The sequence below is a fragment of the Pelagirhabdus alkalitolerans genome (assembly GCF_900096905.1).
Lineage (GTDB): Bacteria > Bacillota > Bacilli > Bacillales > Amphibacillaceae > Pelagirhabdus > Pelagirhabdus alkalitolerans.
This window is the reverse complement of the sequence record NZ_FMYI01000004.1, coordinates 105,815-131,747: the sequence shown is the minus strand read 5'-3', so window position 1 is coordinate 131,747 and position 25,933 is coordinate 105,815. Positions and strand designations below refer to the sequence as shown.

Sequence of the window (25,933 nt, the reverse complement as noted above, 5' to 3'; positions counted from 1 at the left end):
TAATGCCTGAATCTTAGGTCATATGATTCAGGTTTTTTTCTGTCTAAAGACTGATGAAAAAAGACGGCAAACGTGCGGGATTTTTGTTATACTTTATGAAGATAAAAAACGAACCGACTCTATTAATGAGCAAGAACAACAATCATCATTGGAGGCAATACGTGACTATGTATGAAACGTGGCAGCACGTCTTTAAATTAGATCCTAATAAAACATTAACATTTAAGCAATTAGATGCTGTCTGTCAGTCCAATACAGATGCTATTATAATTGGTGGAACAGACGGTGTCACACTTGAGGACACGCTTGAGTTGATGACGTATGTTAGAAAATATAATAAACCATGTCTTTTAGAAGTTTCAACAATGGAGGCACTCATGCCTGGATTTGATTATTATGGTGTGCCGATGGTTTTAAATAGTCAAGAGAAAAAGTGGATGATGGATCTTCAACATGAAGCTGTAAAAGATTCGATCGATTTATTGGATCGAGACCGAATTTTAGCAGAAGGTTATGTCATTATGAACCCAAAGGCAAAGGCTTATCAATTAACGAATTGTTTTTTGCCGACTAATGATGATGTTGTGGCCTATGCTGAAATGGCAGAAACGTTGTTTAGGTTGCCATTTTTTTATTTGGAGTACAGTGGAACGTATGGCGATGTGGATTTGTTGAAAAAAGTAAGTGAGCGTTTAGATCATACACAACTCATCTATGGTGGAGGCATCAAGTCGATTGACCAGGCAAGAGAAATGGCTCAATATGCGGACACAATTGTGGTTGGGAATAGTCTATACGATCATTTTGATGAGGCGCTCAAAACAGCAAATATAACGAAAGAGTAATAAAGGCGGTGCAAGAAATATGACGCAATCAATGCAAGAGTTAATCAAAGGTTTAAATAAAGAACAAGCACAAGCTGTGAAACATACAGAAGGTCCCCTTTTAATTATGGCGGGTGCAGGAAGTGGCAAAACACGCGTGTTAACGCACCGTATTGCCTATTTATTAGACGAAAAAGGGATAGCACCTCACAACGTGTTGGCGATTACGTTTACGAATAAAGCGGCAAGAGAGATGAAAGATCGCGTCACGCATTTGATTGGCCCTGAAGCTATGAGTATGTGGGTATCGACATTCCACTCGATGTGTGTGCGTATTTTAAGACGAGATGCTGATCGAATTGGCATCGAACGTTCATTTACTATTTTGGACAGTAGTGATCAGTTAACCGTGATCAAAAATGTGTTAAAAGATCTCAATATAGACAAAAAACAATTCGAACCCCGCGGCATGTTAGCGGGTATTTCAAATGCTAAAAATCAACTGAAGACAGTCGAACAAGTCGAAAAAGAGGCGAGTAACTATTACGAAAAAGTAGTAGCGCAAGTGTATCGTGCTTACCAGAAGACTTTACGTAAAAATCAATCGCTCGATTTTGATGATTTAATTATGCAAACCATTGTACTGTTTGAACGTTTGCCAGAAGTGCTTGAATACTATCAAAGACGTTTCCAATATATTCATGTAGATGAATATCAAGATACAAACTATGCCCAATATAAGCTCGTTAAACAACTCGCCGAGAAGTATCAAAACCTCTGTGTTGTTGGTGACTCTGACCAATCTATTTATCGTTGGCGTGGTGCCGATATTACCAATATTCTCTCATTTGAAAAGGACTATCCGAATGCGCGTGTCGTTCTTTTAGAGCAAAATTATCGCTCAACACAGTCGATTTTAAATGCTGCCAATGCAGTGATCGGGCATAATGACGACCGAAAACCGAAGAAGTTATGGACCGATAACCAGGCAGGTTCAAAGCTATACTATCATCAAGCGGCAAGTGAAAAGCACGAAAGTCTTTATATTGCTGATCAAATTGAGCGATACGTTCAAGAGGGGACGTTCTCTTACCGTGATATGGCAATTCTTTATCGAACGAATGCGCAATCACGTTCAATTGAGGAAACATTCGTCAAGTCGAACATTCCTTATCAAATGGTCGGCGGAACGAAATTCTATGATCGTAAAGAAATTAAAGATTTACTCGCCTACCTTCGTCTGATCGTTAACCCAGATGATGACTTAAGCTTTGCTCGTGTTGTCAATGAACCGAAACGCGGTGTCGGAAAAACGTCAATGGAAAAATTAGAACGTTATGCGGCGGAACAAGACATTTCACTTTACGAGGCCACTCAAGAAATTGACTTTGTTGGCTTAAGCAAGCGTGCGACACAAGCACTTAATGACTTCGGTCAAATGATTAAGCAATATGTGCAACAAACCGAATTTTTAACAGCGACAGATATGGTGACCGAAGTGTTAGAAAAGACAGGTTACGAAGAACGACTGCAAAAAGAGCGTACGATTGAAGCGGAAAGTCGACTCGAAAACATAAACGAATTCAAAACAGTTACACAACAGTTTGAAAAAGAAGCAGAAGATAAAACGCTTGTTGCCTTTTTAACAGACTTAGCCTTGATCAGTGATATTGACCGAATGGATGATGATCCAGATGCCGATAATAAGGTAACGATGATGACCTTACATGCTGCTAAAGGCTTAGAATTTCCAGTCGTCTTTTTAGCTGGGATGGAGGAAAATATTTTCCCGCATAGCCGCTCGCTCTTTGATACAGAAGAAATGTCTGAAGAACGTCGTCTTGCCTATGTTGGGATTACGCGTGCTGAAAAAGCCCTTCACTTAACCCATGCACAAATGCGCACGCTTTATGGGAGAACACAAGTGAATGCGATGAGTCGCTTCATTGATGAGATTCCTAAAGACTTAATTGAAGGACGAGAAGAGAAAGCCCCACGTCAATTTAATGAACCATTAAAACAATCCACTTCATCTAATACAAAACCCAAAGTGGAAAAAAGAAAAGCGAAACAAAAGCAAACGACAGGTGCAAAAGAAGATTGGCAAGTGGGTGATAAAGCGAACCATCAAAAGTGGGGCATAGGTACCGTTGTAAAAGTAAATCATGACGGTGATTCGACTGAACTTGATATCGCTTTTCCTGCACCAATTGGTTTAAAGCGATTGTTAGCTAAATTTGCACCGATTACGAAACAATAAGAACGAGGTGGTTACATGCCGTCATTAAAAGAAGAACTGAAGTCGTTAAGAGAACGACTACACACGTATAATTATGAATACCATGTACTCGATCAACCCAGTGTACCTGATTATGAGTATGATCAATTAATGAGTCGTCTGAAATCAATTGAAGAAGAACATCCAGAGCTGATTACAGACGATTCACCTTCTCAACGGATTGGTGGTAAGCCACTCGAAGGGTTTGAAAAGGTGACACACAACGTGCCCATGCTAAGTTTAGCGAATGCGTTTAGTGAAGACGATTTAAGAGCGTTTGATCGTCGCGTAAAAGAAGGCTTAAATGTTGAGGATATTGATTATGTTTGTGAATTAAAAATTGACGGCCTTGCTGTGTCGCTCAAATACCAGAATGGTCAATTTGTACAAGGCGCGACAAGAGGTGATGGAACGACAGGTGAAGATATTACCCAAAACTTAAAAACCGTTCGAAGCATCCCGCTCTCGATTAACGATACGAGCACGATTGAAGTACGTGGTGAGGTGTTTATGCCTCAACAATCATTTATTCAATTAAATGAACAGCGTGAAAAAGAGTCGATCGAAACATTCGCGAACCCACGTAATGCAGCGGCAGGTTCATTGAGACAGTTAGATCCCAAAATTGCGGCTAAGCGAAATTTAGATATTTTTTTATATGCGGTTGGTGAATGGGAATCAGGCCAAATTGAAACGCACAGTGAACGTTTAAATTATTTAAAAGAACTAGGATTCAAAACAAATCCAGAATGGAAAAAAGTCTCATCGATCGATGACGTGATCGACTATGTAAATAGTTGGGTTGAAAGAAGAGCGGACCTTTCCTACGAAATAGATGGTATCGTGATTAAAGTGGACGAGTTAGCGTATCACGAAGAGTTGAGTACAACAGCTAAAAGTCCACGTTGGGCGATCGCTTATAAATTTCCAGCAGAAGAAGCGATTACGAAATTGATAGATGTGGAACTGAGTGTCGGTCGAACGGGTGTCATTACCCCGACGGCGATTTTAGAGCCTGTAAAAGTGGCAGGGACAACCGTCCAACGCGCGTCACTCCATAATGAAGATTTTATCCACGAGAAAGATATTCGTCTTCAAGATACAGTGGTGATTAAAAAAGCAGGTGACATTATTCCTGAGATTGTCCGCGTTATTGAAGACCAACGAACTGAAATGCTAGAGCCATTCAGTATGCCGACACATTGTCCGGCCTGTGAATCAGAGCTTGTGCGATTAGATGAAGAGGTAGCCCTGCGTTGTATTAATCCGAGCTGTCCTGCTCAAATCAAAGAGGGCTTAACTCATTTTGTATCACGAAACGCCATGAATATTGATGGGCTCGGTGAGAAAGTGATTGCTCAGCTTTATGACCATAACTTAATTACATCCATTGCCGATCTCTATAAGCTGGACAAAGATGAATTATTGACATTAGATCGAATGGGACAAAAATCAGTTGATAATCTACTCTCATCGATTGAAGCTTCTAAAGACAATTCATTGGAGCGCTTATTATTTGGACTCGGGATTCGTTTTGTAGGGGCTAAAGCTGCCAAAACATTGGCCAGTCAGTTTGAGACGATCGACGCCATTCAAGAAGCGAGTTATGATGATTTAATCGCTGTCGATGAAATCGGTGAGAAGATGGCTAGTTCGATCAAGCGCTATTTTGAAGAAGAACACGTTAAAGCATTAATGGCTGATTTACAAGAACTTGGTTTAAATACACGTTATCTAGGTGCAAAACCTGAAGAAGCAGCTGGAAATTCTGTCTTTCACAATAAACGGGTTGTATTAACCGGCAAACTTGAGCAATTAACCCGCAAAGAAGCGCAAGAAAAAATTGAAGCCCTCGGTGGAAATGTTGTCAGCAGTGTAAGTAGTCAAACAGACATGCTGATTGCAGGGGAAGACGCCGGTTCTAAACTGAAAAAGGCACAAAAATTAGATGTTGATATTTGGACAGAACAAGATCTCCTAGATCAATTGGGAGAGGTGTAAATAAGAAAGGAGGCTATTGATGAAAACTCTAGTAAAGGGATGTTTATTGGGTATACTCGTTTTAGTTGTTGGTTGCGCGCCTGATTTCAGTGAATCTCAGGAAGAAGTTGTGGATGAAACACAACCAGAAGATGCAGATCAACAGTCTGCTATTATACCAAGTCATCGTGTATCTGATGAGGAGTATCAAGTCTTGCTTCCTTATCAGCTAAGTGAATCACGCGGTGTGACAACCAATCAAATAGCAAATCGACTCGATATTAGGGCGCTCGAAAATGATTTGAGACGTCATTCAACCGATGTGTTTGATCCTGAAAATCACTTTTTTCAAGAAGGTCAGCACATTGGTTCAAGCGAATTGTTTAGCTGGCTAGAAAGAGAGTCCGATGATTCAGATTTAGGTTTAAATCCATCGGTTGACTATGATGAGGATTCGCCAACAGATGAAGCAATTGAAGAAGAACGTGATAACCCGCGCTATTTGTCACATATTTTAGAACAGAATTATTTAACAAGGACAGACGATGATACGGTTCATTTATCTGGTATTTCTTTAGGGATTGCGATGAAATCAAATTACCGATTTCAAACTGAAGTAGGCGGCCCCTATTATTATGAAGATATTTCAGAAGAAGAGATGCTTTCGGAGGCAAATGAAATTGTTGATGAGGTGATGAGTCGGATTCGAGATAAAGATGGATTAGCTGATGTACCAGTTATGATTGCTGTCTATCGTGAAGCGGCTCGTGACGGACTCGTCCCGGGAAATATGGTCGCTAAAACAACGGTTGAAGCAGGGAGTCAGTCTGTCGATGATTGGGAAGCGATCGATGAACAATATGTTTTATTCCCATCAAGTACAGCTCGTGATGTTGATCCTGATTTATCGGCGACAATTGAAGACTTTAAAAATGATGTAGCGGACTATTTCCCTAACTACGTCGGAACGATTGGTGAAGGATTTTATGAGGAAGATCAACTACAATCACTCACACTTGAGATTCCGATCGAATTTCAAGGTCAAGCCGAAGTCGTCGGATTCACACAATACGTCTATGGACTGATTATGGATAGCTTTCAAACGCATTACGCACTAGAAGTTAATATTAAATCAAATGATCGTCAGGAAGCTCTAATTTTCCGTGAAGCAGGGGATGAAGAAGCGACGATTCACATATTTGATCGCTAAAAATAAGGCCAAATATGCGGTATTCACATATGAAATAGCAAACGAATAGTTGCTTAATCGCGCTATAGTTTGCTATTATCATAAGTATGTTTGTACGTTAAACGATTATTATTCGGAGGTGAACGAAATGTCTGAAATTTCAAAAGATCAAGTTAAACACGTCGCACACTTAGCGCGTTTAGCCATTACAGACGAAGATGCAGAGCAAATGACAAAGGATTTAGGCGATATTATTCATTACGCTGAGCTCTTAAATGAGTTAGATACGACAGACGTTGAACCAACCACGCACGTATTAGATTTGAAAAATGTCATGAGAAAAGATGAACCACGTAAATGGATCGAGCGAGAAGATGCATTAAACAATGCACCCGATACGAAAAATGCTCAGTTCCGCGTACCATCAATTTTAGAATAGGAGGCTTTAAAAAATGTCTGTCTTTGATTATACACTGAAAGAATTACAAGAGAAGCTACATAACAAAGAGATCACCGTAACAGATCTCGTCAAAGCTTCTTATCAACAAATTGAAGACGTTGATGAACAAGTCAAAGCCTTCATCACGTTGGATAAAGAAGCGGCTTTAGAGAAAGCGAATCAATTGGATCAAGAAATTGACCAAGCAACGAACCCATTATTTGGTATTCCGATCGGTATAAAAGATAATATTGTGACAAAAGGGTTGAGAACAACATGTGCTTCTCAGCTACTCGATAACTTTAATGATCCACTTTATGATGCAACAGTCGTTCAGAAGTTAAAGAACGAAAAGACCGTTACAATTGGTAAATTGAATATGGATGAGTTTGCGATGGGCTCATCAAATGAAAATTCAAGCTATTATACAACACGCAACCCGTGGAATACAGATTATGTACCAGGTGGTTCAAGTGGTGGTTCTGCAGCAGCAGTTGCAGCGCGTGAAGTATTCTTTTCACTTGGATCAGATACCGGTGGTTCAATCCGTGAACCGGCATCATATTGTGGTGTTGTTGGCTTGAAACCTACTTACGGATTAGTGTCACGTTTTGGACTTGTTGCCTTTGCTTCATCACTTGATCAAATTGGTCCGATCACGAAATCCGTTGAAGATAATGCGCACCTCTTACAAGCGATTGTCGGTTCAGACGAGATGGATTCAACGTCTGTTGATGTTGAACGTGTTGATTATACAGAAAAACTTAAAAACGGTGTTAAAGGCATGAAGATTGCCGTACCTAAAGAGTATTTATCAGACCAAGAAGGCGTGAACGAAGAAGTTCGCCAATCGGTTAAAGACGCATTGAAAGTATTTGAAGACTTAGGTGCAACATGTGAAGAAGTATCCCTTCCTCACTCAAAATACGCAGTTGCTGCTTATTACTTAATTGCCTCATCAGAAGCATCAGCGAACTTAGCACGCTTTGATGGTGTACGCTATGGCGTGCGTTCAGAGAATGCAACGAACATGATCGATATGTTTAAGATGACCCGTAGCGAAGGATTCGGTGAAGAAGTGAAGCGTCGTATCATGCTAGGAACGTTTGCGCTTAGCTCTGGTTACTACGATGCCTATTATAAGAAAGCACAAAAAGTGAGAACATTAATTAAGCAAGACTTTGATAAAGTATTTGAAGATTATGATGTAGTTGTCGGGCCAACAGCTCCTACAACAGCCTTTAAAGTAGGTGAAAAAACAGATGATCCACTTACTATGTATGCTAACGACGTGTTAACCATCCCAGTTAACTTAGCGGGTGTACCCGGTATTTCAGTACCGTGTGGCTTCTCTGAAGAGACAGGCTTACCATTTGGTCTACAAATCATCGGTAAACATTTTGATGAACAGACTATCTATCAAGCTGCCTATGCTTATGAACAAGCAACCGATCATCACAAGAAACAACCAAGCTTGGGAGGTGCAAAATAAATGAACTTTGAAACAATTATTGGTTTGGAAGTGCACGTTGAATTAAAAACAGAGTCTAAAATCTTCAGCCCAAGTTTTAATCACTTCGGTTCAGAGCCGAATGAGAACATTAACCCGATTGATTTAGGCTATCCAGGTGTCTTGCCTGTCTTAAACGAAGAAGCGGTAAACTTTTCGATGAAAGCAGCCATGGCACTTAACTGTGACATTGCCACGCAAACGAAATTTGATCGTAAAAACTATTTCTATCCAGATAATCCAAAAGCGTATCAAATTTCTCAGTTTGATCAGCCGATCGGAGAAAACGGTTGGATTGATATTGAAGTGGATGGAAAAACAAAACGAATCGGCATTACACGCTTGCACATGGAAGAAGATGCAGGTAAATTAACACACCATGATGATGGCTATTCATCAGTGGATTATAACCGTCAAGGGACACCACTTGTTGAGATTGTGTCTGAGCCAGATTTACGCTCACCAGCAGAAGCTTATGCTTATCTTGAAAAGCTAAAAAACATTATCCAATATACAGGAGTATCTGATTGTAAGATGGAAGAAGGTTCACTTCGTTGTGATGCGAACATCTCGCTTCGACCGATTGGACAAGAAGAATTCGGGACGAAAGCAGAACTGAAGAACTTGAACTCATTCTCATTTGTTCAAAAGGGGCTTGAATTTGAAGAAAAACGTCAACAAAAAGAATTATTAACAGGTGGCGAGATCTTACAAGAAACACGTCGTTATGATGAGCAAACAAAAGAAACGATTCTGATGCGTGTGAAAGAAGGATCTGACGATTACCGTTACTTCCCAGAACCCGATCTTGTGCCGCTTTATATCGACGATAACTGGAAAGAACGCATTCGAGCTGAAATTCCAGAGCTTCCAGATGCGAGAAAAGCACGGTACATTAATGATTTAAAACTACCTGCTTATGACGCGATGGTTCTAACAAGCACAAAAGAAATGAGTGACTTCTTTGAAGAAGCCATCCAAGCAGGTGGCGATGTGAAGCAAGTTTCGAACTGGCTAATGGGTGAAGTGTCAGGTTATCTTAACAAAAATCAAAAAGAATTACATGACTTACCAATGACGCCAAAATCACTCGCTAGAATGATTGAGTTAATTGAAGATGGCACGATTTCTTCTAAAATGGCGAAGAAAGTATTTGCTGAATTAGTTGAAAATGGTGGCGATCCCGATCAGATTGTAAAAGATAAAGGGCTTGTACAAATTTCTGATGAAGGACAATTAACAGAGATTATTACGAAGATTTTAGATGCGAATCCACAATCAATTGAAGACTATAAAAACGGTAAAGATAAAGCACTTGGTTTCCTCGTTGGACAAGTGATGAAAGAAACGAAAGGACAAGCGAATCCACCAATGGTTAATAAAATTTTATTAGCTGAAATGGACAAGCGATAATTCTATTTAAGACTATTCGTAGCATACACTATGAATAGTCTTATTTTGTAAGGCATGGTATGATATGTAGAGACATGGGTTTCATCATAGGGGGGAACATAATGAAACGCGCACGTATTATTTATAATCCAACATCAGGTAGGGAAGCTTTTAAACAAAAACTACCTGATATTCTTGTTAAATTTGAAGAAGCAGGCTATGTGACATCCGCTCACCGCACCAGGTCAAAAGGTGATGCGACAACGGCGGCGACTAAAGCATGTGAAGATGAGTTCGACATTGTGGTCGCAGTAGGGGGAGATGGTACCATTAATGAGGTTGTGACAGGCATATCGAATCAATCTTATCGCCCGAAATTAGGCATTATTCCTGCTGGAACGACGAACGATTTTGCTCGAGCCTTAAAAATTCCAAAATCATTCGAAAAAGCCGTTGATGTTATTTTAGATAACAATATTCATGCTTTAGACGTTGGCCAAGTTAATGACTGTTTTTTTGTTAATATCGCAGGCGGTGGTAAATTAACAGAAGTTTCATACGAAGTACCGAGCAAATTAAAGACGGTGTTAGGGCAACTTGCGTACGTCATGAAGGGTGTGGAGATGTTACCTCGATTCAGACCGATACATACACGGATTGAATATGATGATGAGGTATTTGAAGGCGAGATCATGTTGTTTTTAATCGCCAATTCGAATTCAGTGGGTGGTTTTGAAAAACTTGCACAAAATGCGAAAATGAATGACGGTTTATTCGATCTATTTGTACTGAAAAAGACGAATATGGCTGAATTTGCACGCGTGATCACAGCAGCACTTAGAGGACAACATGTGAATGATCCAAACATTTTACACGTACAAGCCCGTGATATTAAAGTCGTGACAGATGAAAAGATGCAATTAAATATTGATGGGGAATACGGTGGTGTCTTGCCAGGTCACTTTGTCAATTTACAAGAACATATTGAATTCTTCTTACCAACAGAAGATCAACAAATGATTGAAGACGATCCTGTTAAACAAGAATATATTGAGAAATTAACTACTGAACATGATTTTGAGGAATGAATAAATATAAGAAAGGGACGTCTTTTAAAGACGTCCCTTTCTGTATGGTTGATTAAGAGCGTTTGCGGTAAACAGTGATGGAGAGTTGTTGATTATCAAATGTAATATCTGCACCATCAACAAGTGCTCCTAATAAATTTAACTCATGATAATTACGGTTTTCCCCGAGTAAAGATGAATAATATTCTTCGAGTTCTTCTTGTCTTTCACTATTCAAAACATCTTCTAGCTGGTCAAGGTCAGCAGGTTCCTCTTTACAAGGACCTTGTACTGAAATTTCAGTTTGACTGAGACCATAATCTAAGTCGATGTTAATATCCGTAATTTGTTGAGCAAAAAAGTAAGCAATCAATTCATCAATAATTCGAATGGCGTTCATGCGTTCTTTTGTCAATAGTTAGCATCTCCTTTAAATCGTTTTAGTGAATCGAACAGAGGTGTTAAAATGGCTGCCACAAACCCACCAGAGAACCCATTATTGTAGAGGTTCATACCCCCGTGTAAGTCGCCTACATTCATGACCATGGCCATGTGTACGATACCCGCAATAATACCAAATGACCACCCATAACCACCAGCAATAGGGGCTAGTGTGGTACCGAATAAAGCGGCGAGTAAAGCAGCAGTTGAGTTGACTTCCCATATTTGTAGTATAGAAGCAATGTAGACGCCAACAAATAATGGCCACACGTTTTTAAGGTGTTTACCAAAGGCACCAAACCCAATAATCGTAAAGATCCCACCGAGAATCGGTCCATTCAATTCCCCGCCGACTAACAAAATATAGGCCATCGATAAGTATCCTAATAATGCCATATTTATGAGAGAAAGTCCAAAACCATTCAATGAAACAAAATCAGTTACCAGTCGACCTGAATAGTTCATTAATTTCGTGTAACCTGTAAAGGCTCGGTTGTTTAATAAGAATCCAATGATAAACATAATACCAAAATAAATGGCGAAATAAATCGTAAAGGGCTCGTTCAACCCTTCAGCGACATAAAGTGTATCTGGATTATCAAATCCAAACGAACGAAAAATAGCCATAAAGAGCATCCCCGTAATACCAGCAGTGAAGCCAATATTATAAAGGTTGAAACCTTGGTGGAAACGGACAAAATGATTGGCTAAAGGAGGTAAAAGGAATCCAGATAATACCCCGACTGCCAGTCCTAAACTAATCGCAATGGTTGGATGCATTCCATAACCGAATGAAATTTGACTGACGAGTGGACCGAGTGCTGTACCGAATAAGGCAGGTAATAGGAGCTTACTAAACTTTTCCCGCTGATAAACAGAGCGTAAATAAACACCTACAAGCACGGGCCAAATATTAAATAAGTTCTTGCCGAATAAGGCGAATCCTGCGATGGTAAACGCAGCGGCAATAATAGGCCCGTTCATATTAACGTCATTTTTATACGTCAAATAAATTGAAATAAGCATAAGTAATCCCGCATTCAAAAACGCAGCCCCGACATTGCCAATGACCATATAATCCGAGACCAAAATACTTGGTGCGATTATAATCTCTAGCATACCTTCTGCAATCTCAACCGGCGTATTAAAAATAAATGCCGATAGAGCTAACAATAAAGCAAATAGTATCATAGTCGCATATTTAACTTTTTCTTCTACTTTCATAACATCAATTTTTTCTTTTTTTAAAGCTTGAGCAATTGATGATGATTTGAAACTAACTGACTTTCCCAACGTTATTCCCCCTGATGCGATTGTGTAATCGAAATGTGTGCTAAGTATTATTAACTTTGCATATATAAATGTCGGTTTAGTGACCGTTTGTTTAACGATCAACTACTCTAAGTAAAATTAGAGCATAATTATGCTCGATAAGCAACCCCTTTCAGGTAATTGTAAAGGGTTGGGAAGCCTCTTTCCAATTCGTGTATTCTTCCCTTTCCTAGTGCTTTTTGATAAACTAGCAGAAGAAATAAGAAAAGGACGTCGATAAAATGGCAAAACCAAAAGCTCCCGTGCAAAAAAATCAAATGATTGAGCTCACGTTTGAAGATATGACACATGAAGGAAATGGTGTCGGTAAATTAGATGGCTATCCAGTATTCGTTGAAAACACATTGCCTGGTGAGAAGGCACAAGTAAAAATTATTAAAGTGAAGAAAAACTTCGCGGTAGGGAAGTTAATTGAACTCCAAGACGTTCACCCGGAACGAATAGACCCACCGTGTGACGTGTATAAATTATGTGGTGGCTGTCAATTGCAACATATGAGTTATACGATGCAATTAAATATGAAGCATAAAACAGTTAAAGACAATTTACGCAAAATCGGTCATATTGAGATAGAACCGAATCCGACGATTGGAATGGAAGATCCTTGGCGCTACCGCAATAAAGTACAAATTCCCGTCTCATCGAAAAACGGCGAACTGACTACAGGATTTTATAAAAAGCGAAGCCATGAAATCATTGATACGATGGACCGATGCATTATTACATCTGAGGTTAATGATCGTATGGTCGAAGCTGTCAGAAAGATCGCAAACGACCTAGGTATCACATCATATGATGAAAAGTCACACCGCGGCATGCTTCGTCACATTGTCGTCAGAAGCTCTGAGACAACTGATCAGACGATGATTGTGATCGTCACACGGACGAAAGACTTACCACATAAGAAAAAGTTAATTAAACAACTAACTGAAACGTATCCCAACATAAAATCGATCATGCATAATGTGAACCCCAACCGAACGAATGTCATTATGGGGAAAGAAACGACTTGTCTGTGGGGAGAAGACTACATTTATGACACGATGGATGGTATTCATTTTGCTATTTCAGCTAAATCGTTCTATCAAGTTAACTCTGACCAAACCAAAGTCTTATATGACAAAGCATTAGAATATGCCGGCCTGACCGGTAAGGAAACAGTGATTGATGCGTATTGCGGCATCGGAACGATTTCACTTTTCCTAGCGAAAAAAGCAAAGCACGTTTACGGCGTTGAAGTCGTCCCAGAAGCGATAGAAGATGCGAAGAAGAACGCTGAGCTTAATCAGATCGAAAACGCAGACTTCTATGTCGGCCAAGCTGAAGACGTCATGACACAATGGAGCGAAGGTGGTTTCACACCTGACGTAATCGTTGTCGACCCACCGAGAAAAGGCTGTGACGAAGCCCTACTCGATTCCATGATTAAAATGAACCCTGATCGCATTGTTTATGTCTCATGTAACCCATCAACGCTCGCAAGAGACTTAGCTATTCTTAAAGAAGGCAGTTACCAAATTGATAAAGTTCAGCCCGTTGATATGTTCCCACAGACGCATCATGTTGAGAATGTAGTCTTAATGTCGCGAGAGAACAAGTGAATTGGGAATAATGATTCAAAAAATTTCAATAAAACGAATGCCCCCTAGATGAGTGTTTAGGGGGCATTCGCTTTACTAGAGTATAGAAATATTTTTAATAATGTAATCCGTTTTAATGTTTTGGAATATAACCATTAAATGATTGTGCTATAGTGAAATTAGAAATCTGTTTGTAGCTATGTATATACTTGTTCCCTTAAATCATCTTTTAAAGTTTTAGATGTGCATATTGTGACAACGGTGAAATAGCAAATACCAAGATCGAAATAAAACGAGAGCTTAAATTACCAATCATTTCACAAGGAGTGGATTTTTAATGAAAACTGAGGTCATGTTTAATTGTGGAAACTCACCAAAAATGGAACGTGCTATTGAATTGACGATTGCACTTGCCCAAAAGGATGCTAACTTAGTAAATTCGCATGTGCGAGAGGATTTTATTTGGAAGATTGTTGGTAAGGATGATGTAATTTCACTCCCGGATTTAACTCAAGAGCTATCAAAGAAACCAGACGTAACTGAACTAAACGTTGAGAATGCATTAAGCCACGGAAATGGTTCTATGTGCGAAGGAACACTCTTGTTTGAAGATGGAAGCCATCTATATTTCTGTAATGTCGTGAAATTTGTAAATACAGCAAAAGATGCTCTAGTCAAAGAAGGTCACACCTATTTTATTAAATAGTGCTCAGTTATTGAGGTCTATAATTAATGATCATACCTTGAAAGGCTATTATGTATCGAGAGCTTGAGCTAGCTATCTATCGATGGAAAAATTATAATGTCTTCAAGTGTGAAAGAGAGGTAAATAAATGATTGGCTTTATTCTTTCTGCTCTTATTATATTCGTGGCGGTAATACTCAGCTTTATAGCTGAGAGTGTAATATCTATAATCAGTTTTTGGATTTTATCCGGTTTATTGATCTACTTTCTTTTCAATAATGAAAAAGCAGTAGATAAAACAAAAGGAAACAAAGATTAATATATGCTTTAAACCATCATGAGATGCTTTCGATTAAATGAAAGCATCTTTTTTCGGATTTTAAGTTCTATTAGTTTTTAGATTAAAGCAAATGAACGAGGCATTATAAACTCACTTTAGTTATCTTTTCCGTAAAAAAGTATATTTTTACAAATGTATACAAATTAGACATTCATCATGGTATTATAGTGGTAATATATTGAAAACGCATTCATTCTTGTGTGGACTAGCAAGTACAATATCATTATGTCTAATTGATATCCAAATTACTTATTTACTGGAGGTTATAATGACAAAACCAATGTCTACTTCTAAAACAGAACTTGTTTCCTATGTTAGAAAAAAGAAGATAACATTTACTTTATTAGGTTTATTTTTAATCATAGGTATTCTTTTAGACCTCGCATTACCGTGGTTTATGATGAATATAACAAATGCAGCTGTAGGTCAAGAGACAGAGAGATTTATGCTTTTCTTCTGGGTAGGTGTCATGATCTTAATCGCAAATGTCGTATTTAGTTATTTTGATACGTATTTAAAAGTATACATAGCAAGCTATGTTAGAAATGATTTGCGCAGCAGAACATTTAATCATTTTTTGAAGTTACCACTTAACTATTTTGATAAAAATCATTCAGGGAAGCTAGGGTCGAGACTAACAAACGATGTAAATCTAATTGGTGATTTAATGGGAAGGACATCCATGACGCTCATTAAAAGTCCATTAATAGCGGTTGTGGCCTTTGTTACATTGCTATTCTTGAACTGGCAGTTAGCATTAATCTGTGGTCTGATTGGCCCGCTGACGTTATTTGTGGGAAAAGTATTTGGTGCTCACATCAGAAAAGTAACAAACGCACTGCAACAGCGTATGGAAACGATCGTAAGTTTTGTACAAGATACATTCACTGGAATCCCAGTCATCAGAACTTATTCACTTGAAGAAAAAATGGATAGGGAGTTCAAAGATTCAAGTGATCATATTCATGAATTAGAGATGAAGAATGGGAAGTTGCAATCTTTTATGCAAGCTAGCTCTTCTTTTATTAGCATTTTAACTTTCTTAGTTGCTTTTGGTATTGGCTCATATTTTGTTATAGAGGAACGAATGGAGATTGGGGGATTAGTCGCATTTATTCAATTATTAAATTATATTGTTTGGCCATTCACCGGTTTAGCACATGTTTGGGGGCAATTCCAAGAATCATTAGCAGCAAGTGACAGAATCTTTGAAAGCCTTGGTGAACAAACAGCACTTGATCACTTTAAGTTACAAAACAAAGTGAAAGACTTTAAAGAGATTGAATTTGTCGATGTAAGTTTTACTTACGATGAAACGAAAGTGATTAATCACTTTAATTTTAAGCTAGAAAAAGGAACCAATGCGGCCATTGTAGGCGCAAATGGTTCAGGTAAATCAACCCTCTTAAAATTAATTCTTAACCTTTATGACTATGATGGAATAATTAAAATTGATGGACGAAATACAAAAGACATGTCATTTGAAGAGTTATTAAGCTATTTTGCATTAGTACCTCAAGAGAGCTTTCTATTTCCGGGAACCATTGCTGGTAATATTCGGTTAGGAAAAGAACATGCCAGTATGGACGAGGTCATTAGTGCCGCTAAAGTCTCTAATGCGATGAGGTTCATTCAAGATTTACCTTCTACTTTTGATTATCAAGTAGGCGAAAGAGGAAACAAATTGTCTGGCGGACAAAAGCAACGGATTGCGATTGCTAGAGCAATACTAAAAGATTCACCTGTCGTTTTATTAGATGAGCCAACCTCTTCGCTAGATAGAGAATCTGAAAAAGTGTTGGTTAAAACAATCAGTGATTTAATGGAAAACAAGACAACTGTTGTGATAACGCATGATTTAGACATCATTAAAGAAGCAGATGTCATTATTGTGTTGCAAGATGGAGAAATAATAGAGACAGGAACTCACCGAGAATTGATTCAGAATAAGAGTGAATACTATCACCTTTTGAATAGCGATATAAACGCTAATGTAGCCATTTAATTAAACAAGAAATTAAAGTTAATGATAAGTCATCACTTACTTCCATCTTATCAAGTAGTAACTCAATTGCTCTGAGCCTATAGTAATATAATATTTATATATTGATAAACATGGAGGTTATCTATGAAAAGAAAAGTCATCATTTTTCTTATATTAGCAATCATCACTACTATTCCATACTTTTTGAATCATAACGATCTAACTAGAACAACTGATCTTAATAAATTGATTGGAGACGTAGAGGCAAAAACTGAAACATTACTAAGTAAATATAAGATTCCTGGGGCAGCAATTTCTATGATAGAGGATGGCCAAGTTACATGGATGGGTACGTTCGGTTATGCGGATCTTGACGTTAATAGGAAAGTTGATCAAAACACTGTGTTTCAGGTTGCTTCGATTTCTAAATCAGTGACAGCACTTGGTGTGATGAAATTGGTGGAGGATGGTCTCATCAATTTAGATGATCCTATTGAGAATTACATAACAAGATGGCAGCTACCTGAAAGTGAATATGATCAAAAAGCGATAACAGTGCGAGGGTTATTAAGTCATACATCAGGGCTATCTGTCGGTGGAGGTTATCCTGGATACGCGTCCAATACACAGCTGCCTACTTTAGAGCAATCACTTAGTGGGATTGGTGGTGGTTCAAAACCTGTTGAATTAGAACATGAACCAGGATTGCGGTATAGCTATTCAGGTGGTGGTTATAATTTACTGCAACTCATGATTGAAGAAGTAACAGGAGAAGATTTTCATTCATATATATGAAGTTGTTCTTGCACCGTTGGAGATGGATAATAGTAGTTTTAAGTGGGATGATCATCTTCAAGATAAGACAGCAAAAGCTTACGATTTTAAGCTACAGTTGTTACCAAACTACTTATTTACCGAGAAAGCAGCGGCTGGACTTTATACAACGATAGAAGACATGAATAAGTTTATCATTGCTGAAATCAATAGCTTTCATAGTTCAGGGGTTTTAGAAGCTAACACGGTTCAAGAAATGTTTACCCCTATTTTAGAAGCTAGAGGTTTTGAAAGCTTTATTAATGACGAGACAGCATTGGGTCATTTTATTAATCACGAAAATAACAGTATGATCGTTACACATGATGGAAGTAACAACGGTTGGAAGGAACATTTTTCAATGGAACCACAAACAGGAAATGGGCTTATTATTTTAACGAATGGAAATAACGGTACTTATTTGTTAAATGAATTAGTTAGTACTTGGTACTATACAAACTTTGGAGTTGAGCGCCAGTTTGATCAATTAAGTCATATTTTCACTTCAAATCAATTACTCCTTATTCTCCGCTAACACATTATCCTGTTAGGGTTATTTTCTACTAGTAGAGTGGTTCATTTTCAAAGTGAAAATGTGGTATACTTTTAAGTTAACACATACATTCATCAACTGGAGTCAGGTGAGATAAATTGAAAATAGTTAGTTGGAATTGTAATGGTAAGTTTAGAGAAAAATATAAAAATATCAAAAGACTAAATGCAGATATATACGTCATTCAAGAATGTGAAAACCCAGAATTAATAGGTGATAAGGGATATATTGAATTCGGAAGTAATTGTTTGTGGGTTGGTAATAATAAGAATAAAGGTTTAGGGATTTTTGCAAGCAAAGAAATTTTATTAGAAAATAATCATTGGGAAACACATTATCTCAGAAACTTTATTTCAGCAAAGGTAAATAGAAGTTTTGATCTCTTAGCGGTATGGGCAGGGAAACCTTATATAGAAGAATACTGTGTGTATCAATCAATTAATTTCAAAAACTATAATAACGAAATGGTTATCATAGGTGATTTTAATAGTAATAAAATTTGGGATCATGAGCATGCTGGTAGAAATCATTCGATGGTTGTAAATAAATTAAAAGAAATAAATTTATATTCAGCTTATCATAATGTAGAAAACGAAGAACAAGGTGAAGAAACTTTAAATACCTTTTACATGTATCGACATCGGGATAAAGGATATCATATAGATTATGCATTTTTAAATGCTGAGAAAATCAAGGATTTTTTAATCTTGGACAAAGAAGAATGGTTGAATTATTCAGACCATTTGCCAATAGTCTTGGGAACTTATTAATAATTTAATTGATTAAATGTTTCCATATATACCGAAACAGTCGAATCGATACATTATAAAAAAAGTAATAATGCCAGAATAAATCCAAGACTCATATTAAAGTCAATAACATATCTTCATTTAAAAAAGATCCAATCACCTAAAATGATTGGATCTTTCGTCATGAACTAAATATCAAAATCAACAACACCATTTTTACTTACTTCAAAGGGACCTGGTGTAACATCTGCATCAGGTCTCTTGTTTCCGAAGAAGTCGGTGTCAAATCGATAGGGCGTGCTGTCTGGTTTTTCATGCTTCATATCGGCGTGATAGGTTTTGCCAAGCAAATCAGTGGTAATCAACATTGGAGATGCTCCTTTTAGCCATTCGGGTTTATTGATTTGAACGCGTACTTTGCCTTTTTCAGGATCAATCGTCACGTTGATTCCTTTTTGTTCATATACTTTTGCTCCGGGTTCATGTGTGCTTGGAACGGCTTCGTTAAGATGCAGGTTCCCACCCATCGCAACAGGAAGAACGGCATTACCTATGAAGAAGTCTTTTGCGGCGTCTCCTAATTCTTTAATCTCTTCTTTTGTGTATTCCCACCATTGTTTATCTTGAACATTTGAGTGCTTGTTGTAGCTTCCTAGTCCCACAGGATGTAAGTGACAAATGGCATCATCTGGGACACCGTCCATGGCTGTTTTTCCATCATCGTCTATTTCATCCCTATCTTTGAGTGGAAGGTGTTCAAAGAAGGTGATTGGGACAGGTTCTTTATTTGTATCGCCTTCTCTTAAAAAGATATTATTATAGTATCTGTCATCACCGCCAGTAATGTTAGAGTAACCGGCCATAGCTGTCTCATGTGGGAAGTGGTATGGCGTTATGCGGTTAATCTCTGAGCGAACGACAAATTGACCTGCAAATAAATTGTGTACAAAGGCTCCGCCTTGAGCCATATTTCTGAAATTCACCGGTGAAAGGAATAGGTTGTGATCAGCCATATACGGGCCATGACACACTTCAACAAAGAAGTCCTCAGATAAATTATCTAAAAATAGATTACGGCTGATTCGGGTGCCTTGTGCTTGCCAGTCAAGCCAGACTCCGCGGTAACAGCTGTAGATTGTATTTTCACTAATTTGTGTATCAAGTGGCGCATGAAGTTTGATCCCACCTACTTCAGCTCCATGTCTGAGTTTTTTATGGTGAATGTTATAAATTCGGTTTCTGGAGATATGGCTGAAAGCACAACCCATATGTCCAGCAATCCCGGCTTGTTCACAATCATGGATGACATTACCTCGAATGATATGACTGCCTATGTTATCTTTATGCCAACCAGATCGTAATGCACGCAAGATAACTTCCTGTTCACGTTGTGTTCCGCCTTTAGGGTGCTTGCCTGAATATTTAGCATGACCTGTACCAATTTTTGTACCTAAGCTGATCCCAACGTTTTTGGATTCACTAATCATATTATTTTCAATAATCCAGCCCTTACTCCAATGGGGGCCGATTAAACCTTCCTGATAATCTGTTGGCGGTGCCCATTGAGGAGAGGCTTGACGAAGGGTGAATCCACTTACGGTTATATAGTTCAATCCTGGTTTTTCCGGCCAGAAGCAATACGGGCGGACGTTGATCTCTACATTTTCTTCTCGAGGGTCACGATCACCAAAGTTGGCCCAAATTTTAGTAGTGGTCGAACCGACTTCGGCATACCATTTTAGTAAAGAGTCCTCAGGATATTGTGATTCAGACCAAATCTCTGGATTATGTACTTTATCAATATGATCGCACTCATACAATGATTTTCCATCTAAATAAACGTCACCAAGATGAACGGTTAAAGCGCCGTCAAATAGCCAATCGCCGCTTAACTCTACTTCGAATGGGTTGCGAACGGAAAAGAGTGAATTGGGGATTTCTGCACACCAAACATTGTCTCCTTCAGCTTCCCAATCCGAAATGCGTTCAGCACCTGTAATAATGACTTCGCCGTCTCCTGCCGATTTGTATATAATTCGATGCTCTTTTGTGCCACCATGAGCTGGGTTCACCCATTCTCTGTAGATGCCGCTATGGACTGTGACCGTATCACCGGGCATAGCTAAGGCCGCAGCTTGAGATATTGTGCGAAATGGTTGGTCTTGATTTCCTTTTGCCTGGTCATTTCCTTTTGTTGATACATAATAGTTCATAACATCACACCTTCTCATCGTTTTATAAAAACTCACTACTACCAAGTATCTTACAGTTTAAACTCGTAAGTATAGCTATACAGGTAAATTGTTATTTTTTTAAAAGAAGATCTTTACTTTACTAGTCAACAATTAAGATGATGATATAGATTGAAAACCCGCCAAATGGTTATGACGGGCTCATTTACATATGTTCTGTCTATTGATAAGTCGGCAACCAATCACCATGTACTTCGATTAATGCATCACACAATGAGGTAATGTCATCGATTGAAAGCTCTGCAGCTGTATGTGGATCTAGTAAAGCGGCTTGGTAAATTTTCTGTTTGCTTTGTGTTAGCGCAGCTTCAATGGTTAGAAGTTGCGTGTTGATGTTGGTGCGATTTAATGCGGCACATTGTTCAGGTAACTCGCCAACATAGGTTGGTGTCACACCACTTGCATCAACTAAACAAGGGACTTCAACGACAGCGTTTTTCGGAAGATTTTCAATCAACCCGCCTGTATTTAATACATTACCTCCAATTTTAATCGGTTGATCTGTTTCCATCGCTTCAATAATATACGAACCGTATTCGTGAGTGCGCTCATGGTTCAATGTTTGATCATTGACTAAGTCATCTCGCATTTGTTTCCATCCCTCGATTTGAGCAATGCATCGTCGTGGGTACTCATCTAAAGGAATGTTGTAACGTTCGATAAGTTCAGGATACTGCTTTTTGATAAAATACGGATGGTATTCAGCATTATGCTCAGACGACTCTGTAATGTAATAACCGAACTTATCCATTAGCTCGAAGCGTACCATATCGTGGTGAGTTTCTTTTTGTTTTTCTTTTGCTCGTTTTTTAATTTCCGGATATAAATCTTCACCATGTCGAGTGATTTCTAAAAGCCAGGCCATGTGATTAATGCCTGCAATTTTCCACTGAACGTTATCTTTCGGTAGATCTAAGTGATCTAAAAGGTGATCGGCGCAAATTTGTACACTGTGGCATAGCCCAACTGTTTTAATCCCTTCTTTAAGCATGACGTTGGTTAGAACGGCCATTGGATTGGTATAGTTTAAAAACCAAGCATCCGGACAGACTTCCTTCATATCTCTCGCAAATTCTTGCATGACGGGAATGGTTCGCAAGTTACGGAAAATGCCTCCGATTCCAACTGTATCAGCGATCGTTTGGCGCAAGTTAAACTGCTTGGGTACTTCAAAATCAGTGATCGTACAAGGATCATAGCCTCCAACTTGAATGGCGTTGATCACATATTTGGCATCACGCAAAGCCTCTTTTCTGTTTTCGTATGTATGGATCGTCACTGAAGATCCTAAGTTCTTTTTAACCGTATCAAGCATTCGTTTTGAATCAGCTAATCGTTCAAGATCAATATCATAAAGTGCAAACTCAAAATGTTGCAATGCATCGACTGTCATACAGTCACCTAAAACATTTTTCGCAAAAATCGTACTTCCAGCACCTAAAAACGTAATTTTACTCATCCTGTTTCCTCCTTTAAATCAATAATGATTGGATGCTTTTAGTCTATAGGGAGTTGATAGCGGTTTCAATCGCAAATAAAAGAGATAGTAGTAAAATATTGCTTACATCACTAATTGAAAAAAATTTGATTCACAGGCATGATGGATTTGTTATGACGGTAGTCACTAGGTGTTAACTCAACATATTGCTTAAACACTTTAGTAAAATAGTTAGCATCCTCATAACCAACTTGTCGTGCGACTTCTTCAATAGAAAAGTTAGGATCTTGAAGAAGGTTTAATGCATGATTGATTCGCATTTTTGTCACATATTTAATCGGACTATCTTTCATTTCACGTTGAAATAAGCGTGAAAAATGATAAGTTGATAGACCAGATGCATGAACAATGTCTGGTAAGCTGATGTCGGTTTGGAAATGTTGTTTAATATAAGCAATACTTTTGGCGATCGCAACAGGTAAATCTTTATTAGGCGTTTCTGGATGTTCTAAATCATGACTTAAGTTCATAAGAAAGGTAAAGGCATCCGCTGCTAATTGATAGCTACTTGTGACCTGATTTGTTTCAATTTTATCAAGAAGGTAAAACAACTGTTGGATCGGACGCGCTTGTCGATTCAGTTTAATGAAATGACCGTGTGCCTTTGTATAATTATTGAAGAAGTTAAATGCCTCATTACCATATAACGTAATGAAAATGAATTCCCAATGCGTGGCATCATTTGATAAATAATAGACATGATCACTTGGTAACTCGACTAAGAAGGCCTGTCCTTCTGTAAGTGAGTGTGTTGAACCATCGATTTCGATCATACCTTGACCTGAAAGCGTATATTGAAAAACGACTTTGCTTTCTTCATGTCGTTTAAGACCATGCCATTTATAATCTTCATCTTGTCGATACTCATGTCCAATCGCATGAATGCTCGCTATACGATCTTGGTGATCCCCTTTATATTTGAAACCATACGTTCGTTGTTGTTGAGGTGTCATAAAAAGGCCTCCATTCGATTCATTATTTAGTTATATATTACCGATAAACACTTATGATGAAAAGGACATTTATAAATGAATGGTTAGTAGAGGACAAGTGTGATAGGATATTAATAACATCATGTGAAAATAATCACAATTAATTCGTTAATAGACAGAGAGGCTTTTTGCAGGTTAGCAGTATGGTGATAAAGAAGAGAGGATGATTTGAAATGAATCAAGTAGAAAAAAATAAAGAGGCTTGGGGGTTACTATCAGAAGACCATTACAAACATTTTAAGAAGCGTTTTGAAGAGGATAATTATTTTTTTAATCCATTTGTATTAAAAGAGATAGGCAATCTATCAGGAAAGAAAGTCCTTCACCTGCAATGTAATACGGGTGCCGATTCGATTGTATTAGCAAAAATGGGGGCACATGTGACAGGTGTCGATTTAGTTCCAGACAATATACATTTTGCCACACAACTCGCAAAAGACCTAGAAGTTGAAAATGTAAATTTCATAGTATCTGATATTATGGAGTTGATGGACAATCACGAAGGAAAATATGATATCGTGTTTACATCTGATGGCGCGATTGGCTGGTTGCCTGATTTAAAGAAATGGGGCCGAACGATCAGACATTTCTTGAAGGATGATGGGTTCTTCTATGCTCATGATGGCCACCCTTTCTACCTTTCCTTTGATGAAGAAAAAATTAATGATGGCGTCATTGACATCAAATATCCATATTTTAAAAAAGACCCCGATGAAGATACTCGAATTGGAGGTTATGCTTCTGAATCAAAAGAAGCTAAAAATTATTTTTGGATGTATACGATTGGTGATATCATAAATGGTCTAGCTCAGGCAGGATTATGTATTGAATGGTTTAATGAATATGATCGCTGCGTGCCAGGTGTTGGCGGTAAAGTGGCAGATGAAGAGGGGCTTATGTATCATCCAGAGTTAGAAGGCGCTGTACCTATAATGTTTAGTTTAAAGGCAACGCCAAGATAAAGAACGTTTGTTAGGTAAAGTAGGGTGAAGGTTGTGGGTCTGTAATCGTTGATATAGATGAAGAGATTTTCTAAGACGTTGGTGAGTTTTACTCATTAACGTCTTTTAACATGTCATGATATTAGATAACTAAAAAAGTTATTTAAAAATCTGTTGACCTTTACGTTACGTCATCATTTATAGTGTAGCTATGATCAATTATTGGCCAATAAATCGTTATGGGAGGGGTTAAAGATGGAATATACGATTAACGAGTTGGGAAAACTCGCAGGCGTGAGTTCGCGTACGTTAAGATACTATGATGAAATTAATCTATTATCTCCGAAGAGGAAGAGCCATAATGGTTACCGGATATACGGTCAAAAAGAAGTAGACTTACTTCAACAGATTTTATTTTATCGTGAAATGGCCATGCCACTTGAATCGATTAAACAAATGATCGAATCGGAAAACTATGACGAAACAGAAGCACTGCAAAGTCATCTTTCAAAACTAAGAGCCAAAAGGGAACAAATTGATGTATTGATTAACAATGTGGAAAAAACGATTGCAGCATCAAAAGGAGGGGTTCAAATGAGTGATCAAGAAAAATTTCAAGGGTTTAAACAAAATATAGTAGATGAAAACGAAAAGAAATACGGTAAAGAGATTCGTAAGAACTATGGTGATGAGATAGTAGATGCGAGTCATGAGAAAATAATGGGTATGTCACCTGATCAATATGAAGAGGCTGAAAGGTTGTCTCGTCAAATCAATGAACACCTTAAAATAGCCGTTGAACAAGACGATCCAGAAAGTGAATTAGCACAGAAGATATGTGCTTTGCATAAGGAATGGATAAGCTGCTATTGGAATCAGTATTCGAAAGAGGCTCACTTAGGTTTGACTCAGCTTTATGTTGAGGATCCTCGTTTTAAAGCCTATTATGATGAGGTGGCTGAAGGATCTGCCGAGTTTTTAAGAGATGCTATGAAGATCTATTGTCGATAACCCAAAAATAAAGCCATCCCTCAATTCTATTAGGATTGATCAGCTTATTGGTGATATTAATAAGCTGGATATGATAGAAACCA

The 25,933-nt window shown here is 38.1% G+C and carries 19 protein-coding genes and 1 pseudogene; 15 read left to right on the top strand and 5 right to left on the bottom strand.

The window, feature by feature from the left end:
- Positions 1-167: 167 nt before the first annotated feature.
- The 8 genes from pcrB to BLR62_RS06770 all read left to right on the top strand — a co-directional run bounded on the left by pcrB (position 168) and on the right by BLR62_RS06770 (position 10,700).
- Positions 168-845: a heptaprenylglyceryl phosphate synthase gene (pcrB, locus tag BLR62_RS06805; RefSeq protein ID WP_090795090.1), complete on the top strand. Its 678-nt coding sequence runs from the start codon at positions 168-170 to the stop codon at positions 843-845.
- Between the two features lie 19 nt (positions 846-864).
- A complete protein-coding gene (gene pcrA, locus BLR62_RS06800) occupies positions 865-3,084 on the top strand; it encodes a DNA helicase PcrA (RefSeq protein WP_090795087.1) in 2,220 nt (739 codons plus the stop codon).
- A 15-nt stretch (positions 3,085-3,099) separates the two neighbouring features.
- Positions 3,100-5,103 (top strand): NAD-dependent DNA ligase LigA, encoded by a 2,004-nt coding sequence (ligA, locus tag BLR62_RS06795; RefSeq protein ID WP_090795085.1) that lies wholly within the window; start codon positions 3,100-3,102, stop codon positions 5,101-5,103.
- Between the two features lie 19 nt (positions 5,104-5,122).
- On the top strand, positions 5,123-6,292 hold the full coding sequence (locus tag BLR62_RS06790; protein WP_090795083.1) for a CamS family sex pheromone protein: 1,170 nt from the start codon (positions 5,123-5,125) through the stop codon (positions 6,290-6,292).
- Positions 6,293-6,419: 127 nt separating this feature from the next.
- Positions 6,420-6,710, top strand: coding sequence for an Asp-tRNA(Asn)/Glu-tRNA(Gln) amidotransferase subunit GatC (gatC, locus tag BLR62_RS06785; RefSeq protein ID WP_090795080.1), 291 nt, complete (start codon positions 6,420-6,422; stop codon positions 6,708-6,710).
- A 13-nt stretch (positions 6,711-6,723) separates the two neighbouring features.
- Positions 6,724-8,202: an Asp-tRNA(Asn)/Glu-tRNA(Gln) amidotransferase subunit GatA gene (gene gatA / locus BLR62_RS06780; protein ID WP_090795078.1), complete on the top strand. Its 1,479-nt coding sequence runs from the start codon at positions 6,724-6,726 to the stop codon at positions 8,200-8,202.
- Entirely contained in the window at positions 8,203-9,633 is a 1,431-nt protein-coding gene (gene gatB, locus BLR62_RS06775; protein ID WP_090795076.1) for an Asp-tRNA(Asn)/Glu-tRNA(Gln) amidotransferase subunit GatB, read from the top strand.
- 101 nt (positions 9,634-9,734) lie between these two features.
- Positions 9,735-10,700, top strand: coding sequence for a diacylglycerol kinase (locus tag BLR62_RS06770; protein WP_090795074.1), 966 nt, complete (start codon positions 9,735-9,737; stop codon positions 10,698-10,700).
- A 52-nt stretch (positions 10,701-10,752) separates the two neighbouring features.
- Here the strand turns inward: BLR62_RS06770 and BLR62_RS06765 are convergent, their stop codons facing one another.
- Positions 10,753-11,094, bottom strand: a complete 342-nt coding sequence (locus BLR62_RS06765) for a hypothetical protein (RefSeq protein WP_090795072.1) — start codon at positions 11,092-11,094, stop codon at positions 10,753-10,755.
- Complete coding sequence (locus BLR62_RS06760) at positions 11,091-12,413, bottom strand: DUF1576 domain-containing protein (RefSeq protein ID WP_218119763.1); 1,323 nt, start codon at positions 12,411-12,413, stop codon at positions 11,091-11,093. The genes BLR62_RS06765 and BLR62_RS06760 overlap by 4 nt, the downstream gene beginning before the upstream one ends.
- 260 nt (positions 12,414-12,673) lie before the next feature.
- On the opposite strand from BLR62_RS06760, the gene rlmD reads away from it, so the two are divergent.
- The 5 genes and pseudogenes from rlmD to BLR62_RS06730 all read left to right on the top strand — a co-directional run bounded on the left by rlmD (position 12,674) and on the right by BLR62_RS06730 (position 19,177).
- Entirely contained in the window at positions 12,674-14,053 is a 1,380-nt protein-coding gene (gene rlmD, locus BLR62_RS06755; RefSeq protein ID WP_090795070.1) for a 23S rRNA (uracil(1939)-C(5))-methyltransferase RlmD, read from the top strand.
- Between the two features lie 316 nt (positions 14,054-14,369).
- Entirely contained in the window at positions 14,370-14,738 is a 369-nt protein-coding gene (locus tag BLR62_RS06750) for a hypothetical protein (RefSeq protein ID WP_090795067.1), read from the top strand.
- A 587-nt stretch (positions 14,739-15,325) separates the two neighbouring features.
- Positions 15,326-17,062, top strand: coding sequence for an ABC transporter ATP-binding protein (locus BLR62_RS06745; RefSeq protein ID WP_090795064.1), 1,737 nt, complete (start codon positions 15,326-15,328; stop codon positions 17,060-17,062).
- Positions 17,063-17,185: 123 nt separating this feature from the next.
- Positions 17,186-18,389 (top strand): annotated as a pseudogene (locus BLR62_RS12585) (serine hydrolase domain-containing protein).
- A 116-nt stretch (positions 18,390-18,505) separates the two neighbouring features.
- Complete coding sequence (locus tag BLR62_RS06730) at positions 18,506-19,177, top strand: exonuclease/endonuclease/phosphatase family protein (protein ID WP_090795057.1); 672 nt, start codon at positions 18,506-18,508, stop codon at positions 19,175-19,177.
- A gap of 167 nt (positions 19,178-19,344) precedes the next feature.
- Here BLR62_RS06730 and BLR62_RS06725 read toward each other — a convergent pair whose 3' ends face one another.
- From BLR62_RS06725 to BLR62_RS06715, 3 genes are all read right to left on the bottom strand, one after another.
- The gene (locus BLR62_RS06725; RefSeq protein ID WP_176759242.1) at positions 19,345-21,369 is read right to left on the bottom strand and encodes a right-handed parallel beta-helix repeat-containing protein; all 2,025 of its coding nucleotides are present in this window, start codon (positions 21,367-21,369) and stop codon (positions 19,345-19,347) included.
- A 199-nt stretch (positions 21,370-21,568) separates the two neighbouring features.
- A complete protein-coding gene (gene melA, locus BLR62_RS06720; RefSeq protein ID WP_090795053.1) occupies positions 21,569-22,867 on the bottom strand; it encodes an alpha-glucosidase/alpha-galactosidase in 1,299 nt (432 codons plus the stop codon).
- 110 nt (positions 22,868-22,977) lie between these two features.
- The gene (locus tag BLR62_RS06715; protein WP_090795052.1) at positions 22,978-23,859 is read right to left on the bottom strand and encodes an AraC family transcriptional regulator; all 882 of its coding nucleotides are present in this window, start codon (positions 23,857-23,859) and stop codon (positions 22,978-22,980) included.
- 212 nt (positions 23,860-24,071) lie between these two features.
- Between BLR62_RS06715 and BLR62_RS06710 the strand changes: the two genes are divergently transcribed.
- Both BLR62_RS06710 and BLR62_RS06705 read left to right on the top strand, forming a co-directional pair.
- A complete protein-coding gene (locus BLR62_RS06710) occupies positions 24,072-24,860 on the top strand; it encodes a class I SAM-dependent methyltransferase (protein ID WP_090795049.1) in 789 nt (262 codons plus the stop codon).
- Between the two features lie 234 nt (positions 24,861-25,094).
- Positions 25,095-25,850 carry a MerR family transcriptional regulator gene (locus BLR62_RS06705; protein ID WP_090795046.1) on the top strand — a complete coding sequence of 252 codons (756 nt, stop codon included), beginning with the start codon at positions 25,095-25,097 and terminating at the stop codon, positions 25,848-25,850.
- Positions 25,851-25,933 lie beyond the last annotated feature (83 nt).